We start from the raw sequence: 15,563 nt of genomic DNA on the forward strand, positions 1-15,563 counted from the left end.
ACGGGACATACGGGCGTTACGCGCCGTTGAGCTGCGCTAGCGTGGACGGCTGGCCGCGCGCCCGATGGCGTGCCCAGAGAGGTGCGCTGTGACCCTGACGCCCGTGCTGCCGACGGCTCCTGCCGTCTTCCGGTCTGACACCGCCCCGGCCAGCCGCACCCTCCTGGACATCCTCGACGACACGGTCGCCCGGCACCCCGACGCCCCGGCGATCGACGACGGCGCGCGGGTGTACGACTACCGCCGGCTCGCCGCCGAGGTCGACGCGGTGCGGCAGAAGCTCGCCGCGTCCGGGATCGGCGCCGGCGACCGGGTCGGCATCCGCATCTCCTCCGGCACGGCGGACCTGTACGTCGCGATCCTTGCGGTACTCGCCGCCGGCGCGGCCTACGTACCGGTGGACGCCGACGATCCGCCGGAGCGGGCGGAGCTGGTGTTCGCGGAGGCCGGCGTGTGCGCGGTGCTCGGCGACGGCCTGGCGATGACATCGCTCGCCCCCGCGGGGGGAACGGCGCCGGAAAGGCCCGGTCCGGACGACGACGCCTGGATCATCTTCACCTCCGGTTCGACCGGCAAGCCGAAGGGCGTCGCGGTACGCCACGCGTCGGCGGCGGCGTTCGTCGACGCCGAGGCGCGGCTGTTTCTGACCGCGGAGCCGATCGGGCCGGGCGACCGGGTGCTCGCCGGGCTGTCGGTGGCGTTCGACGCGTCGTGCGAGGAGATGTGGCTGGCCTGGCGGCACGGCGCGTGCCTGGTACCGGCCGCGCGTTCCCTGGTACGCAGCGGGGTCGACCTCGGCCCGTGGCTGGCGGCCCAGCGCATCACCGTGGTGTCGACGGTGCCGACGCTGGCCGCGCTGTGGCCCGCGGAGGCGCTGGACGGAGTGCGACTGCTGATCTTCGGGGGCGAGGCGTGCCCGCCCGAGCTGGCCGAGCGCCTGGCCGTGCCCGGCCGCGAGGTCTGGAACACGTACGGGCCGACCGAGGCGACCGTGGTGGCGTGCGCCGCCCGCCTCACCGGCGAGGGACCGGTGCGGATCGGGCTGCCGCTGGCCGGGTGGCGGCTCGCGGTCGTCGACCAGTACGGCGAGCCGGTGCCGATGGGCGGCACCGGCGAGCTGGTGATCGGCGGTGTTGGCCTGGCCCGCTACCTCGACGCGGCCAAGGACGCGGGGCGGTTCGCGCCGCTGCCCTCGCTCGGCTGGGACCGCGCCTACCGCAGCGGTGACGTGGTGCGCGCCGAGCCGGAAGGGCTCGTCTTCATCGGCCGCGACGACGAGCAGGTGAAGCTCGGCGGCCGCCGGATCGAGCTGGGTGAGGTCGACGCCGCACTCCAGGCTCTGCCCGACGTGGCCAGCGCGGCCGCGGCGGTGCGCCGCACCAAGGCCGGCAATCAGGTCCTGGTCGGGTACGTGACCGTCCTTGCTGGCGCGGCGTTCGACTCTGACGCGGCGACGGCACGGCTGCGCGAGCACCTGCCCGCCGCGCTGGTGCCGCTGCTCGCAATCGTCGACGCGCTGCCCACACGTACGTCCGGGAAGGTGGACCGGGCCGCGCTGCCCTGGCCGCTGCCCACAGTGGACGTCCCTGCTCCGGCGCTGTCGGCGACCGAGGTGTGGCTGGCCGAGGGTTGGGCGCAGATCCTCGGCGTACGCGTAACCAGGGCGGACGCGGACTTCTTCCGCAACGGCGGCAGCAGCCTCGCCGCGGCGCAACTGGTCGCCTGGATCCGGACCCGCCACCCCCAGGTGTCGGTCGGTGACCTCTACCAGCACCCACGGCTGGCCGACCTCGCGGCGGTACTGGACGGGCTCGGCGCGAGCGCCACGACCAGGCGGGAGATCGCCCCCACGCCGCGGCTCGCGGGCGCCATCCAGACGCTGCTCATGGTGCCACTGCTGACGATCGTCGGGCTGCGCTGGCTGACCGCCCTGTCTTTCACCGCCAAGCTCCTGGGCGCGCCGTGGGCGCCGGCGGTCTCCTGGTGGTGGGTGGCGCTGGGCTGGTTCGCGCTGTTCAGCCCGGTCGGCCGGATCGCCATCTCGGCCGGCGGGGCGCGGCTGCTGCTGCGCGGCGTGGGCCCCGGCCGCTATCCCCGCGGCGGCGCGGTCCACCTGCGACTGTGGACCGCCGAGCGGCTCGCCGACCTGAGCGGCGCCACCAGCGTGGCCGGCGCGTCGTGGATGACCCGGTACGCGCGGGCGCTCGGCGCCGATGTCGGCCCGGACGTCGACCTGCACTCGGCGCCGCCGGTCACCGGCCTGCTGAAGGTGGGCCGGGGCGCGGCCGTGGAGCCGGAGGTCGACCTGTGTGGATACTGGGTCGACGGGGACGTGGTCCACATCGGACAGATTCGAGTCGGTGCGGGTGCGCGGGTCGGCGCGCGCAGCACGCTGCTACCGGGCGTGCGGGTCGGCAAGGGCGCGGAGGTCGGCGCCGGCTCGACGGTGCGCGGAGCGGTGCCGGCGGGTCAGCGGTGGGTCGGCGCGCCGGCCGCCCGGGCCGGGAAGAGCGGTCACGCGTGGCCGGCCGGGCGGCCGGGCCGGTCCCGGCGGTGGGCCACGGTGTACGGCGTCACCTCGCTGCTGCTCGGGGCCTTGCCGGCCGTGGCCGCCATACCGGGGATCGCGGTCCTGGTGCGCGCGTCGGCGGGCACCGGCACGCTCGGCGGCGCGGCCACCGCCGCACTGCTCGCCATGCCGGTCGCCGCGCTGATGTACGTGGCCGCCTACGCGGCGCTGGTGCTGGCCTCGGTCCGCGCGCTGAGCGTGGGACTGCGCGCGGGCTACCACCCGGTGCACAGCCGGGTCGCATGGCAGGTGTGGGCGACCGAGCGCCTGATGGGCATGGCGCGGGTCGGGCTCTTCCCGCTGTACGCCAGCGTGCTGACTCCGGCGTGGCTGCGGCTGCTCGGCGCGAAGGTGGGCCGGGGCGTGGAGGCGTCCACGGTGCTGGCGCTGCCGAAGATGACCACCGTCGCCGACGGCGCGTTCCTCGCCGACGACACTATGGTGGCCACGTACGAGCTGCGGAACGGCTGGCTACACGTGGCACCCACCCGGATCGGCAAGCAGGCGTTCCTCGGCAACTCCGGGATGGCCGCGCCGGGACACTCGGTGCCGAAGCGTGGCCTGGTCGGGGTGCTGTCGTCCGCGCCGCGCAAGGCCAAGAAGGGCTCGTCCTGGCTCGGCATGCCGCCCATGCCGCTGCGCCGGTCACCGGAGGAGTCGGACAGCAGCCGCACGTACGCCCCGCCGGCCCGGCTGAGGGCCGCCCGCGCCCTCGTCGAGCTGTTCCGCCTGGTGCCGGTCGTGTGCGGCGGCGCGCTGGCGGTGCTCGTCCTGGCCGCGCTCGCCGCGGTGTGGCACGCGCTCGGGCCGGTGGCCGCCGGAGCGCTGTCCGGTGTCGTGTTGCTGGGCGCCGGCGTGCTGGCCGCCGCGACGGCCACCGCGATGAAGTGGCTGCTGGTCGGGCGGTTCCGCGCCAGTGACCGTCCACTGTGGGACTCTTTCGTGTGGCGCAACGAGCTCGCCGACACCTTCGTTGAGGTCCTCGCGGTGCCATGGCTGGTTCCCGCCGCCACCGGCACGCCGGTGCTCACCGGTTGGCTGCGTACGATGGGCGCGAAGATCGGCCGCGGGGTGTGGCTGGAGACGTACTGGCTGCCGGAGTTCGACCTCGTGCGCCTCGGCGACGGGGCGACGGTCAACCGGGGTTGCGTCGTACAGACACACCTCTTCCATGATCGGATCATGAGTATGGACGACGTGACGTTGGCAGCGGGTGCGACGCTCGGCCCGCACGGGATCGTGCTGCCGGGCGCGACCATCGGCGCGCGGACCACAGTCGGGCCCGGCTCCCTGGTGACCCGTGGCGACACGGTGCCGGCTGATTCGCGCTGGCTCGGCAACCCGATCGCGGCATGGCCGAGCCGCCCGTCAGCGGAGGCGAGCCAGCCGGCAGCGCACCGGGGATGACCGAGACCGCGCGGCCGGGTGCGGAGCGCTCCGGAGATCCGTACCTTCCAGAACACGGCAACGGCGGCTACCGGACCCGCCACTACGACCTCGACCTGGACTACCGGATCACCACCAACCGGCTCACCGGCAAGGTGGCGATCACGGCGGTGGCCACTCACGGCCTGTCGCGGTTCAGCCTCGATCTGGCCGGGCTCCAGGTCAAGCAGGTGCTTGTCAACGGCACGGTGGCGAAGTTCAACCATGCGGGCCACAAGCTGCACGTGCGGCCGGCCCGCCCGGTGCCGGTCGACGCGGTGTTCCAGGTCGAGGTCCGTTATGCCGGGCGGCCCCGGCCGATCGCCGGGCGGTGGGGCGACATCGGGTGGGACGAGCTGACCGACGGCGTCCTCATCGCCAGCCAGCCGGTGGGCGCGCCGTCCTGGTTTCCGTGCAACGACCACCCGTCGGACAAGGCGAGCTATCGCATCGCGGTGACGGCGGCGACGCCATACACCGTCATCGCGACCGGAAAGCTGGCGGAGCGCCGGCGGAGCGCGAGCACGACGGCCTGGGTCTACGACCTGCCCGAGCCGACGCCCACCTACCTGGTCAGCATCCAGATAGGACGGTACGACCGGATCGACCTCTCCACCCGCTGGCCGGCGCAGCGGGCCGCGGTGCCGGCGAGGCTGCGCCGGCAGTTCGCCCACGACTTCGGGCGCCAGGGCGAGATGATGCAGGCGCTGCAACGGTTCTTCGGGCCATACCCGTTCGGCGAGTACGCCATCGTCGTCACCGACGACGACCTGGACGACCCGATCGAGGCCCAGGGCATGTCAATCTTCGGCGCCAACCACATCGACGGGCGGCGGACCCACGAGCGGCTGGTGGCGCACGAGCTGGCGCACCAGTGGTTCGGCAACAGCCTGACGGTGGCCGACTGGCGGCACATCTGGCTCAACGAGGGCTTCGCCACGTACGCGGAGTGGCTCTGGTCGGAGGCGTCGGGTGGCGCGTCCGTGGAGGCGCTCGCCCGGATGTGGTACGCGCGGCTCGCGGCCCGCCCCATGGATCTGCGGGTCGCCGATCCGGGCGTGGATCGGATGTTCGACGAGCGGCTCTACAAGCGCGGTGCGCTGACCCTGCACGCGCTGCGGCGCCAGGTGGGCGACGAGCGGTTCTTCCAGACGCTGCGCGGCTGGGTCGCCGCGAACAACCACGGCACCGTGACCACGCGGGCGTTCACCGCGCTCGCGGGACGGCACGCGGGCCGGCCGCTGACGGACCTCTTCGACGCCTGGCTCTACGCCGCGCCGCTGCCGGCTCTGCCGCTGGGCCGGGCACTTTAGACTCTGCGCTGTGGCGCCCGGCCGGCCGACCGGGCGCCACAGCTGGTCCAGCTCGCCGAGCATCGCCTCGCCCCAACGCCGCCGAGGCTCGGGAAGGGTGGCCACCGTGGCGGCCAGCAACTGACCCGGCGCGTCCAGCGTGGACATGAGAGCGCCGGCACGCTCCCACCAGTGGTGGACCAGCAGCGACGACGCGACCAGCCAGAAGAAGGTCGGTATCAGGAACAGCACCGCGAGCCAGACCATATCCGCCGACGCGTTCGGGCCATCGGCCAGGACGCCCCAGGCGTACAGGGCGGCGAAGACCACCACGACGGGCACGGCGGCGGCGATCTCATACCGGCGTTGTGGCCGGCTCACGCTCCCTGCCATCTCGGCTCCGTTCGTCGTGGGGACGCCGCTGGCCGCGGCGGTGCCTCCGCCAGCTCCGTCGCGAGCGCGCGACCGGAGCCGGTCAGCCGGTACAGGTGTCGCGGCGGTCGGCCGGCTGGCGCGTTGGTCTCCCAGGCGGTCTCGAGCAGGGCGCGGTCCGCGAGCCGCACGAGGATCGGGTACAGCGAACCGGGCTTGAGACCGAGCTGCCGGCACAGGTCGTAGCCGTACCGCCAGGCGGTGGGCTCCTCAGCCAGCGCGAGCACGACCGCCGTGGTCTGCGCCGACGGACGCCGAGATCTGGTCACGCGATAACTCTATATATTCAGAGTTGACCCGCCAAGCAGTGAACTTGTGTCGATCTTGCACAATCGTCGGATGCACGCGACACCCGCCGCCCGCCTCGCCGCGGTATCCGCCACGCTGGTCGTGCTGGCAGCCTGTACCGACGAGTCGACGCCGACACCGGACCCGACACCGCCCGCACCAACCGCCACCGCCAGTCCGGCGTGCCCGCCGTCCGGCGTGACACTCACCGCCGGCCAGGTGGAGGCCGCCTCGGGCCTGCGAGCGATGCGGGTCGAGATGGCCAACTGCGGCAGCCAGCCGTATACCGCCAACGGCTACCCGGCGCTCCAGGTACTCGACGCCGACCGCAAGCCCCTCGACGTCACCGTCGTGCGAGGAACGGCACAGATCTCGACCATCACGGGCTTCGACGGGCCGCCGCGGCAGGTGACGCTGGCCCCCGGCGCCCTCGCGGCAGCGGTCGTGGTGTGGCGAAACACCGTAACCGACGCCAACGTGTCGGCGACTACGGGCACCTACCTGGAGATGGCACCAGCCGCGGGCCAACCCGCACAGGTGCTCAGTCCGGAGGGCGGCATCGACCTCGGCACCACCGGCACCATCGCCACGAGCCCGTGGGTCGCCCCCACCTGACGCGGTCAGTCTCGGGACGGCTGTCTCTGGTCCGCCAGCCAGCCGGCCACCTGGGTCCGGGAGGTGAAGCCGAGCTTGCTCAGGATGTTTTCCACATGTCCCTCGGCCGTGCGCTGCGCGACCACGAGCCGGGCCGCGATCTCCCGGTTGGTCAGGCCCTGGGCGATCAGCGCCGCGACCTCGCGCTCCCGCCTCGTCAGCCCGTGGCCGGCGGCCGTGTCGGCGCGCTGCTCGGGCACCGGTACGCGGGGCTTTCGCTCGAGCGCCGTCGCGACCGCGTCGGCGGCGGACAGGTCGGAGCCGCGCCGGATGGCCGCCGAAAACGCGGTCGCGCCCAGGCGCGACCGCACCTCGTCGACGACCTCGTCGTGCCAGTCCTGCAGGCTTCGAAAGGGCGCCAGTGAGGTGTGCATCGTCTGCCACATCCGCTTGGAGGCGCCGAGCAGCTCGGCGGATCGCTGGTCGCGACGTTCGCTGCTGGCGATCCAGGCGAGCGACTCCATCGCGAGCCCGACCGTGAACTGCTCGTCTTCGACGACGTTGCGGATCACCAGGCTCTCCTTGGCCGCCGCGGTCGCCGCGGCGTAGTCGCCGTCCCGCCAGCGCAGTACGCTCAGCGCCCACAGCGCGAACGACTGCCACCAGGCCTCGCCGCTTGCCGCACCCAGGTCCTTGGCGGCGACCAGATCCGGGTAGCCGCTGGACGGTTGTTCGGCGAGGCCGCGGCTCAGCCCGAGCACGATCAGCGTCCACATTTCACCGTTGCGGTTGTTCAGCGCGCGGAATCCGGCGAGCGCCTGCTCGAGTCTCGGCAGTGCCTGGGCGTGGTCGCCCGCCCACATGAGGAAGACGCCCTGGATCAGGGACAGGTAGGCGTGCTCCGACGACGGTGGCAACGTCTCGGCCAGCGCCACCGCGTCGGCGAGCAGCGCGGCGGCCCGGTCGTCTGCCTGGATGCCGGCGATCCACGCCGCGACGCGTAGGGCCTTGACACGTGTCCAGTGTGGAGACGCGGGCATCGCGAGGGCGCGGTCGAGCCAGTGGCGCCCCTCGGAGAGGAAGCCGCGGACGAACCAGTGGTTCAGCAGGTCGGCCGCGAACTGCAACGCGGTCTCGGGCGGGCCGGTGGTGATCGCGTACTCCAGGGCCGTCCGCAGGTTGGCACGCTCGTGGCGCAGCCGCTGCATGACCACCGTCTGGCGAGGGCTGACCCAGTTCCGGTCGGCGTACGCGGCGAGCTCGGCGAACCAGCGGCAGTGCCGGCTGGCCATGGCCTCCTGCTCCCCGGCTGCGAGCAGCTCGTGCGCGCCGTACTCGCGGATGACATCGAGCATGTGGTAGCGCGCGGTGCCATTGCCTGCGCGGGTCAGCACCGACTTGTCCACTAGGGACGCGATCAGGTCGAGGATGGTGTCGGCGGGCAGCTTGTCGTCGGCGCATACCGCCTCGGCGGCGTCCAGCTCGAAGCCGCCGGAGAAGACCGAGACCCGCGACCACAGGGTGCGTTCGGCGTCGGAGCAAAGGTCCCAGCTCCAGTCGATCAGCGCGCGCAGCGTCTGCTGCCGGGCCGGCGCGTTGCGGGCACCCGCAGTGAGCAGCCGGTACCGGTCGGTCAGCCGGTCCAGGATCTGGTCGAGGGAGAGCACCCGGAGCCGAGCCACAGCCAGCTCGATCGCCAACGGCATGCCTTCGAGCGCCTGGCACAGCCGTACGATCGTCACGCAGTTGGCGTCGGTGACCTGAAAGTCGGGGCACAGTGCTGTCGCGCGTTCGACGAGCAGGCTCGCCGACTCGTATTTGTGCAGTTCAGCGGAGGTGCAGGCGGCGCCGTGGCCGGGCACCGACAGCGGCTGCACGGTCAGGTTGGCCTCGCTGTCGAGCCGCAGCGCCTGCCGGCTCGTGACCAGGATGCGCAGGTCAGGGCAGGCCCGCAGCAGACTCTCGGCGAGCTCGGCGCAGGCGTCGACGAGATGTTCGCAGTTGTCCAGGATGAGCAGCGCCTGCTGGTCGGCCAGGAACGCGGCCAGCCCTCGCGCATCGGGGCTGACCTCGTCTTCGCGGATGCCGAGCGTCTCACCGACGGTGACCGCGACCAGGTCGGGGTCGTGCAGCTCGGCGAGCCCGACGAACCACACCCCGTCGGCAAAGCTGCGGCGCAGCTCGGCGCCGACCCGCGCGGCGAGCCGGGTCTTGCCGACCCCGCCCGCGCCGGTGAGCGTGACGAGCCGGCTGGTGGAGAGCATCCGCCTGACCCCGGTCACCTCGTGCCGGCGGCCTACGAAGCTGGTCACCTCGGCGGGAAGGTTGCCGAGGGAACCGCGCGCGGTCGTGGCGGTAGCCATAGAGGCACGGTAGTGGGTCGACGGTTCCGGGTAGTAGTCCAGGTACTTTCCCCGTGTCCGCACGGGGCCTGGAGATCGAGAATTGGAGTCCACACACAACGATCGGAACGAGAGGGGCAAACGGCATGGGCCGCCACGCCGCCGATAGGCAGGCCAGTGCGGAGCGTGCCGCGGAAGCCTTCAACCGACTGGTCGACCCGCATCGGGCGGGCCTCCGGGCGTACGTATTGAAGCTCACGGAGGGTGATGAGGCCGCTGCTGACTCGATACTCAAGGAGACGCTGTATCGGCTGGCGCAGGACCCTCGGCGCTACCCCCAGCGTCCGTCCGCCGTGCGGCCCTGGCTGGTGCTGACCGCCCGCAACGTGCTGCGCGACGGTGAGCGATACGCGCCGGCCGGCCGCGACGATCGCCCGTACCCGCTGGTCCAGGAGCTGCGCGGTCCGGAAACAGGGCCCCAGGTACCCACCCGCGCGATCGTCGGGATGATGAACGACCTACCGCACGCGGACCGCGAACTGCTCGTCGAACTCGTCTACGGCGGGGTTTCGCTCGAGGCCGCCGCGGTCGAACGCGGCGTCCCGGTGGAGACGATCAAGTCCCGGCTGTACTTCGCGATGCGCGCCCTGCGCGGCGTTCTCGACCAGCACCTGGACGATTGACACCCGCCGGTACGGTATCGGCTGATGCTGTCGTCGCCGGTGGTGCGCCGCCTGGGTGCGGGAATGCTGCTTGCCGCGTCCGTCGCTCTTGCCGGGTGTGCGGCCGAGCGGCCGGCGCTGCGCGAGGCGGCCGTGACCACCGAGGCTCCTCGTCCGGTCGGCGTGGAGGATCCGGCGAAGCCGGTAGCGGCCGACGGCGACCAGTCCTGCGATCCTCGGGCGAGCCTGCCGCCGACCGGCCTGAGCGGCCCGACCGTGGCGCGGATCCGCGCGCGTGGCCGGCTGATCGCCGGCGTCAGTCAGAACGCGTACCAGGTGGGGTTCCGCGATCCCGCAACCGGCGAGCTGGCCGGCTTCGAGATCGACCTGGTCAGGGAGATCGCCCGTGATCTGGTCGGCAGCCCCGACCGGGTGCAGTTCGTCGCGCTCGGCGCCGCTGACCGGATTCCCAGCTTGACCAGCGGCAGGGTCGACCTGGTGATGCGCACGATGACCATGACGTGCCGAGACTGGCGGCAGGTCGCGTTCTCGACCGAGTACTTCAGCGCCGCTCAGCGGCTGCTCGTGCCGCAAGGCTCCCCCGTGGCCAGCATGGCGGACCTGGCCGGGTCGAAGGTATGCGCCGCCGCCGGCAGCACCTCGATCAGCAACATCGCCTCCTATCCCGGGGTGATCCCGGTCGCCGTGGTCGAGGTGATCGACTGCCTGATCCTCCTGCAGCAACGCCAGGTCGCCGCGGTATCGACCTCCGACATCCTGCTCGCCGGCCTGGCCGCGCAGGACCCCACCACCGTCGTGGTCGGCCCACCGATCAAACGGCAGCCGTACGGCGTCGCGACCGCACCCGGCGCGACCGACCTGGTCCGGTACGTCAACGGAGTCCTGGAGCGCCTGCGCCGCGACGGCACCTGGCAGGCCAGCTACCGGCGCTGGTTGTCGAACCTGGGCCCCGCGCCGGCGCCGCCGCCAGCCCGATACCGCTCCTGACCTGCCGATATGGCGTGATCTTGAGGATGTGTGTCACATCCTGGGCGCCGGTGGTGCTGTAGAGATGTGGATGTCGTTGAGCGTGGTGGGAGCGGGCCGGCCGTCGCGCTGTCGGCCGCCCTCGCCAGACGAGCGGAGCGGAAGGACGGCGTGGTGGCGAGTCCTCCGAGACGAGGGGCAGTCCGTGCCGACCTCGAGCAGATCTTCCGCACCGCCTATCCGCGGGTGGTCGCCGTCGCGGCCCGCGTGCTCGGCTCGCGCGACGAGGCCGAAGACGTGGCTCAGGAGGTCTTCCTGACGTTCGGGCGCTCCTCGGTTCCGGCCGGCGAGGCACTGCCCTGGTTGTCCGTCGCCGCCGCGCACACGGCGCTCAACCACCTCCGCTCGGGCCGTCGCCGCGCCTCCCGGGAGGTGGCCGCCGACAACGGCGGGGCCGTCTGCCCGGATGTCGCCGACACGGTCGTGACCCTCGACGAGCGCCGCCGCGTGCGGGCGGCGCTGGCGCGGCTGCCCCGCAGGCAGGCCGTTGCCCTGGTCCTGCGGCACAGCGGCCTCAGCTACGCCGAGGTCGCCGCCGCTCTCGATCTTTCCCCCGGCAGCGTGGGCACCACCGTGCGGCGTGCCGAGTCCGCCCTTCGCAAGGAGTTGAACCATCATGCGCCATCCGAGTGACGGCACGCTGCGCCGGCTAGTGGACGAGCCGGCCGGCGTGACCGACGCCGATCGGCAACACGTAGCGGGCTGCCCGGTGTGCCTGTCCGGGCTGGCGGCCGCCCAGCAGGACGCGGCGGCGGTCACCGCGTCGCTGGCCATCGAGGTCGACGCGGACGTGGACGCGGGGTGGGCCCGCCTGTCCCGCGCGGTCACCGTCGAGGGAGGCCGGCCAGCGACCACAGCCGTCCCGACCACCACCAGCCCCGCCCGCCGGTGGCGCGCGGCGCTGCGCAGCCCGGTGGTGGCCGGGTTCGCCGTCGTCGCGCTGCTGGCCGGAGCCAGCACCGCCGCCGCGACGGACTGGCTGCAGATCTTCCGCGCCGAGCAGATAACCCCGGTCACCGCCCCCGAGGCCGATCTGGTGAAACTGCCCGAGCTGGACGCCTTCGGCAAGGTCGAGGTCGTCGAAAAGGTCGACATACACGAGGTCGCCGACGCCGCCGCGGCGGAGAAGGCCTCCGGCCTCTCCGTCCCGGCAGTGAGCGAACTGCCCCGCGGCGTGACGGGACAGCCCACGTACCACGCTGCCGGCCCGGCCAGCGCGATCTTCACCTTCTCGGTCGAGAAGGCGGCGCAGACCGTCGCGGCGTCCGGCCACACGCTGCCGCCGCCACCTCCTGGCCTGGACGGCAGCCAGTTCCGGTTCACGGCCGGACCGGCGTTCGCCGCGGTCTGGGCGGAGAACCGTCCCGTGCCGGCCATGATCGTGGCCGGCGCGGTCGCGCCCACCGCGTACTCCTCCGGCATCCCGTTCGAGACGGCCCGCGACTACGTGCTGTCCCTGCCCGGCCTGCCGGAGAACGTCGCCTCGCAGCTGCGCGACTTCTCCGGCGACGGGACGACGCTGCCCCTGTTCGTGTCAGCGGACGAAATGACGAGCTCGGCCTCCGACGTCGGCGGGGTGCCGGCCACGGTGCTCGCCTCGCGAGACGGTGTGATGGCAGCTGTGGTCTGGGTGGACCACGGCGTCGTCACCGCGGTGGCCGGCTCACTGACCGCCGACGAGGTGCTGTCGGTGGCGCGCGGGCTGCGGTGGGACCGGTGACCGGCCCGTCCCTGGACGCCGCGGAGCGGCTGCTCGCCGAGCTGCCCTCGGCACCGGCGGTGTGGTCCTCGGGTCTGCGCAAACAGTACCGGCGGCGCACCGCGGTCGACGGCGTCTCCTTCACCGTCGGGCGCGGCGAGGTGCTGGGCCTGCTCGGACCGAACGGCGCCGGCAAGACGACCGTCATCAAGATGCTGCTCGGCCTCGTACGGCCCGACGCCGGTGAGGTGCTGCTGCTCGGACAGCCAGCCAAGGACCCGCGGGCCCGGGCCCGCGTCGGCTACCTGCCGGAGCTTTTCCGGTTCCAGCCGTGGCTCACCGCCGTCGAGGTGCTCGCCCTGCACGTCCGCCTCGCCGGTGTCACCGTGCCGGACGCGCAGCGGCGCGAGTGCCTCGGCGCCGTCGGCCTCGCCGATCGCGCCGGCGACCGGGTGGGCGGCTTCTCCAAAGGCATGCAGCAGCGCCTCGGGCTGGCCGTCGCACTGGTGGCCCGCCCGGAGCTCGTCATCCTCGACGAGCCGACCAGCGCCCTCGACCCGCTCGGCCGGGCCGACGTGCGGGACCTGTTGCTGTCCCTCAAGGACCGCGACGTCGCCGTACTGCTCAACTCACACCTCATCGGCGAGGTGGAGCGCGTCTGCGACCGGGTCGTCATCCTCGACAAGGGTCAGATCGCAGCGTCAGGAACCCTCGCGGAGCTGCTCGGCCAGCGCGAGGTGCGGTTGCGGCTCGACGGGGTGAACGCGCGGGCGGAGGCCAGGCTGGCCGCCGCGGGCCGGCTCACCCGCAGCGGCGACTCGTTCACCGTCGCGCTCCCCGCCGAACAGGACACCACGACCGTGCCGGACCTCGTGGCCGACCTGGTGGGCCTCGGTGTGCGCGTGCACGCCGTCGAGCCCGGCCGGATCAGCCTCGAGGAGCGCCTGCTGGACATCCTCCGCACCGGTCACGGCGAGGAGATCCCCAAGCGGAATCCAGGTCAAGGTCCGTCGGGGTCGGCCCCGGCTTCCAGCCACACCGGAGTGTCCTGATGATTGTCCGTACCGTAACCACCGTCGCCGCCCTCACGCTGCGGGAGGCCGCCCGCCGCCGGGTGCTGCGCTCGCTCGCCGTGATGACGGTCGTTCTGCTCGCGCTCAGCGCCTGGGGGTTCTCCCGGCTCGACGCGGAGTTCGGTGGGTTCACCTCCGGAGAGGCCAAGGTGGCCGGCTCCACTGTGCTCAATCTCGTGATGTTCGGCCTGAGCCTGATCGCCGCTCTCGGCACGGCGTTCCTGGCCGGCCCCACCCTGGCCGGCGAGGTCGAGTCCGGGACGGCGCTGGCGATCCTGGCCCGGCCGATCCGCCGCTCGGCGGTACTGGTGGGCAAGTGGCTGGGGCTCGTGGCGTTCGGCGGCGGCTTCGTGGCCGTGGCTGGCCTGGCCCAACTCCTCATCGTCCGGGTCACCATGGGCTACTGGGCACCGCATCCGGTGACCGGTCTGGCCCTGCTCGCGGTCCAGACCGCGGTGCTGCTCACCCTGGGCCTGCTGCTGTCGACCGCGATCTCGCCGATGGCTTCCGGCATCGTGGCGGTCGGCCTCTTCGGCGCCACCTGGATCGCCGGCGTGGTCGGCTCGGTCGGCGAAGCCCTCGACAACGACAGCGTCGCGCGGGTCGGCACCGTCTCCCGGATGCTGCTACCGACCGACGGCCTGTGGCGCGGTGCCATGAACTCGTTCCAGGACCCCGCGTTGGCCCTGCAGGCCGACTCCGGGATCGGGGAGTCCCCGTTCCTGAGCATGGCCCCGCTCACCACCACCTATCTGGCTTGGACCGGCCTCTGGATCGCCGTCGTACTGGGGCTCGCGGCCGTCGCCTTCCAGCGCCGCGACCTGTGACGTCGATCCGGCTTCGCTCGCTAACCTGCGGCTCAGGCTGCGAAGCTGCCAAGGCTGAGCGGCTTGCGGTACCGGCGGTACTCACGCACCACGCGGAAGCCGAGCCGCTCGTACAGTGACCGCGCTCCGGCGGGGTCGTGTCCCTCGGTGTGCAGTCGAACCGGGCCCGCTCCCCGCGGCGCCAGCGCGCTGAGGGCCCGGGTGAGCATCGCGGTCGCGAGGCCGCGGCGCTGGAACTCCGGATCCACCTGAATATCCTCGACCTCGACGCGCACAGGCGAGCGGCTCACCGCGACGAACCCCACCACTCGGTCCTCGATGGTCGCCACCTGAAACAGCGCCAGCCGCGACCGGCGCAGCCAGTCACGGAACCGGTCCTCGGTCGGCAGCGTGAAGAATGGCCGCCCCGCCCACACCCGGGCGGTGAGCGCGTGCAGCGGTCGAGCGTCGGCGACCGTGGCGGCTCGGACGGTGACGCCGTCAGGCAGCGGCCGAGGCCGCACCGGCGACCTGTCGTGCTCCATCTCGACCATGGTGAACGTGTGCTCGTATCCACGGTGCTCCAGCAACGCCGCCCGGTCCGGCTGGACCGTCGAGGCATTGCCGCCGAGCACGACCGGGCCGTCTTGGGTGTGGCCGGTGGCGAGCTGGGCCGCCACTGCCTCGGCCTGGCGCAGCAGCCGCCTGCCAAGGCCGCGCCCCCGCGCCGGCGGCGCCACGTAGCCGTCGGTCAGGAAGACGCGGGTGGCGTCGTCTTCCGTCCAGGACTGCAACGAAGCCCACCCGACCACCGAACCGGTCGCGTCGACCGCGACGACCGCCCAGTCGGCCGTTTCCATCCCCCGCCGCACAGCGTCCGCGTCGAGGACAGGCTCGATAGTGGAGTACACATCAACGTCGTCAGCCGTGGCATGGCGGGCATGCAGCTCATGCACCGCCGGCACGTCGTCGGTCTGGAACGGACGCAGCACGTGGTCGACCACACGCCGAGTACACCACCGCCGTCAAACGCATTCAGCGCCACGGATATCACCCGCGCCCGGATCGGCCATGTCACGGCCCGGTGTGGGTGAACGGTGTCCATACCGGTTGGCCGGCTCACCTTACTGGGTGATCTCGGCAGTGGATCAAGCCGGTCCGGACGCCGGCCGCCCCGGCCGGCCGGACAGGACTTACTGACGTTTGTCGATCTTGTTAATCAAGAACATACGCCGCAAACCAGGCCGAGATCTTGCCTCATCAATCGATGTCGTCCTATCCTCGCGACGGAAAGCGCTTTCCTAACGCGACAAGGTCGGCAGCCTCCGTTGGCC

12 protein-coding genes are annotated in these 15,563 nt (G+C 72.5%); 9 read left to right on the plus strand and 3 right to left on the minus strand.

Translation table 11 applies throughout. The annotated features are described in order from the left end of the window. The first annotated feature begins 88 nt into the window (after positions 1-88). Both V6V89_RS01425 and V6V89_RS01430 read left to right on the plus strand, forming a co-directional pair. A complete protein-coding gene (locus V6V89_RS01425) occupies positions 89-3,976 on the plus strand; it encodes a Pls/PosA family non-ribosomal peptide synthetase (protein WP_334617027.1) in 3,888 nt (1,295 codons plus the stop codon). Next, positions 3,922-5,307 (plus strand): M1 family metallopeptidase, encoded by a 1,386-nt coding sequence (locus tag V6V89_RS01430; protein WP_334617028.1) that lies wholly within the window; start codon positions 3,922-3,924, stop codon positions 5,305-5,307. Before V6V89_RS01425 ends, V6V89_RS01430 begins: the two co-directional genes overlap by 55 nt. A 356-nt stretch (positions 5,308-5,663) precedes the next feature. On the opposite strand, the gene V6V89_RS01435 is transcribed toward V6V89_RS01430, so the two are convergent. Continuing rightward, positions 5,664-5,987 carry a PadR family transcriptional regulator gene (locus V6V89_RS01435; protein WP_334617029.1) on the minus strand — a complete coding sequence of 108 codons (324 nt, stop codon included), beginning with the start codon at positions 5,985-5,987 and terminating at the stop codon, positions 5,664-5,666. Positions 5,988-6,057: 70 nt separating this feature from the next. Here V6V89_RS01435 and V6V89_RS01440 point away from each other — a divergent pair, with 70 nt between their 5' ends. After that, the gene (locus V6V89_RS01440; protein ID WP_334617030.1) at positions 6,058-6,621 is read left to right on the plus strand and encodes a DUF4232 domain-containing protein; all 564 of its coding nucleotides are present in this window, start codon (positions 6,058-6,060) and stop codon (positions 6,619-6,621) included. Positions 6,622-6,626: 5 nt separating this feature from the next. Here the strand turns inward: V6V89_RS01440 and V6V89_RS01445 are convergent, their stop codons facing one another. Next, positions 6,627-8,963, minus strand: a complete 2,337-nt coding sequence (locus V6V89_RS01445; protein WP_334617031.1) for an ATP-binding protein — start codon at positions 8,961-8,963, stop codon at positions 6,627-6,629. Positions 8,964-9,088: 125 nt separating this feature from the next. On the opposite strand from V6V89_RS01445, the gene V6V89_RS01450 reads away from it, so the two are divergent. The 6 genes from V6V89_RS01450 (at position 9,089) to V6V89_RS01475 (ending at position 14,250) form a co-directional block, all read left to right on the plus strand. Further along, positions 9,089-9,625, plus strand: a complete 537-nt coding sequence (locus V6V89_RS01450) for a hypothetical protein (RefSeq protein ID WP_334617032.1) — start codon at positions 9,089-9,091, stop codon at positions 9,623-9,625. A gap of 24 nt (positions 9,626-9,649) precedes the next feature. After that, positions 9,650-10,612: a glutamate ABC transporter substrate-binding protein gene (locus V6V89_RS01455; protein WP_334617033.1), complete on the plus strand. Its 963-nt coding sequence runs from the start codon at positions 9,650-9,652 to the stop codon at positions 10,610-10,612. Positions 10,613-10,678: 66 nt separating this feature from the next. Further along, positions 10,679-11,284 (plus strand): sigma-70 family RNA polymerase sigma factor, encoded by a 606-nt coding sequence (locus tag V6V89_RS01460; RefSeq protein ID WP_334617034.1) that lies wholly within the window; start codon positions 10,679-10,681, stop codon positions 11,282-11,284. Beyond that, on the plus strand, positions 11,268-12,371 hold the full coding sequence (locus V6V89_RS01465) for a hypothetical protein (RefSeq protein ID WP_334617035.1): 1,104 nt from the start codon (positions 11,268-11,270) through the stop codon (positions 12,369-12,371). The genes V6V89_RS01460 and V6V89_RS01465 overlap by 17 nt, the downstream gene beginning before the upstream one ends. Then, the gene (locus tag V6V89_RS01470) at positions 12,368-13,402 is read left to right on the plus strand and encodes an ABC transporter ATP-binding protein (RefSeq protein ID WP_334617036.1); all 1,035 of its coding nucleotides are present in this window, start codon (positions 12,368-12,370) and stop codon (positions 13,400-13,402) included. Before V6V89_RS01465 ends, V6V89_RS01470 begins: the two co-directional genes overlap by 4 nt. After that, entirely contained in the window at positions 13,402-14,250 is an 849-nt protein-coding gene (locus V6V89_RS01475) for an ABC transporter permease (RefSeq protein ID WP_334617037.1), read from the plus strand. The genes V6V89_RS01470 and V6V89_RS01475 overlap by 1 nt, the downstream gene beginning before the upstream one ends. Before the next feature lie 32 nt (positions 14,251-14,282). On the opposite strand, the gene V6V89_RS01480 is transcribed toward V6V89_RS01475, so the two are convergent. Then, entirely contained in the window at positions 14,283-15,233 is a 951-nt protein-coding gene (locus V6V89_RS01480; RefSeq protein WP_334617038.1) for a GNAT family N-acetyltransferase, read from the minus strand. Positions 15,234-15,563: the final 330 nt, after the last annotated feature.

This window comes from Micromonospora sp. CPCC 206061, assembly GCF_036906915.1.
GTDB lineage: Bacteria > Actinomycetota > Actinomycetes > Mycobacteriales > Micromonosporaceae > Phytohabitans.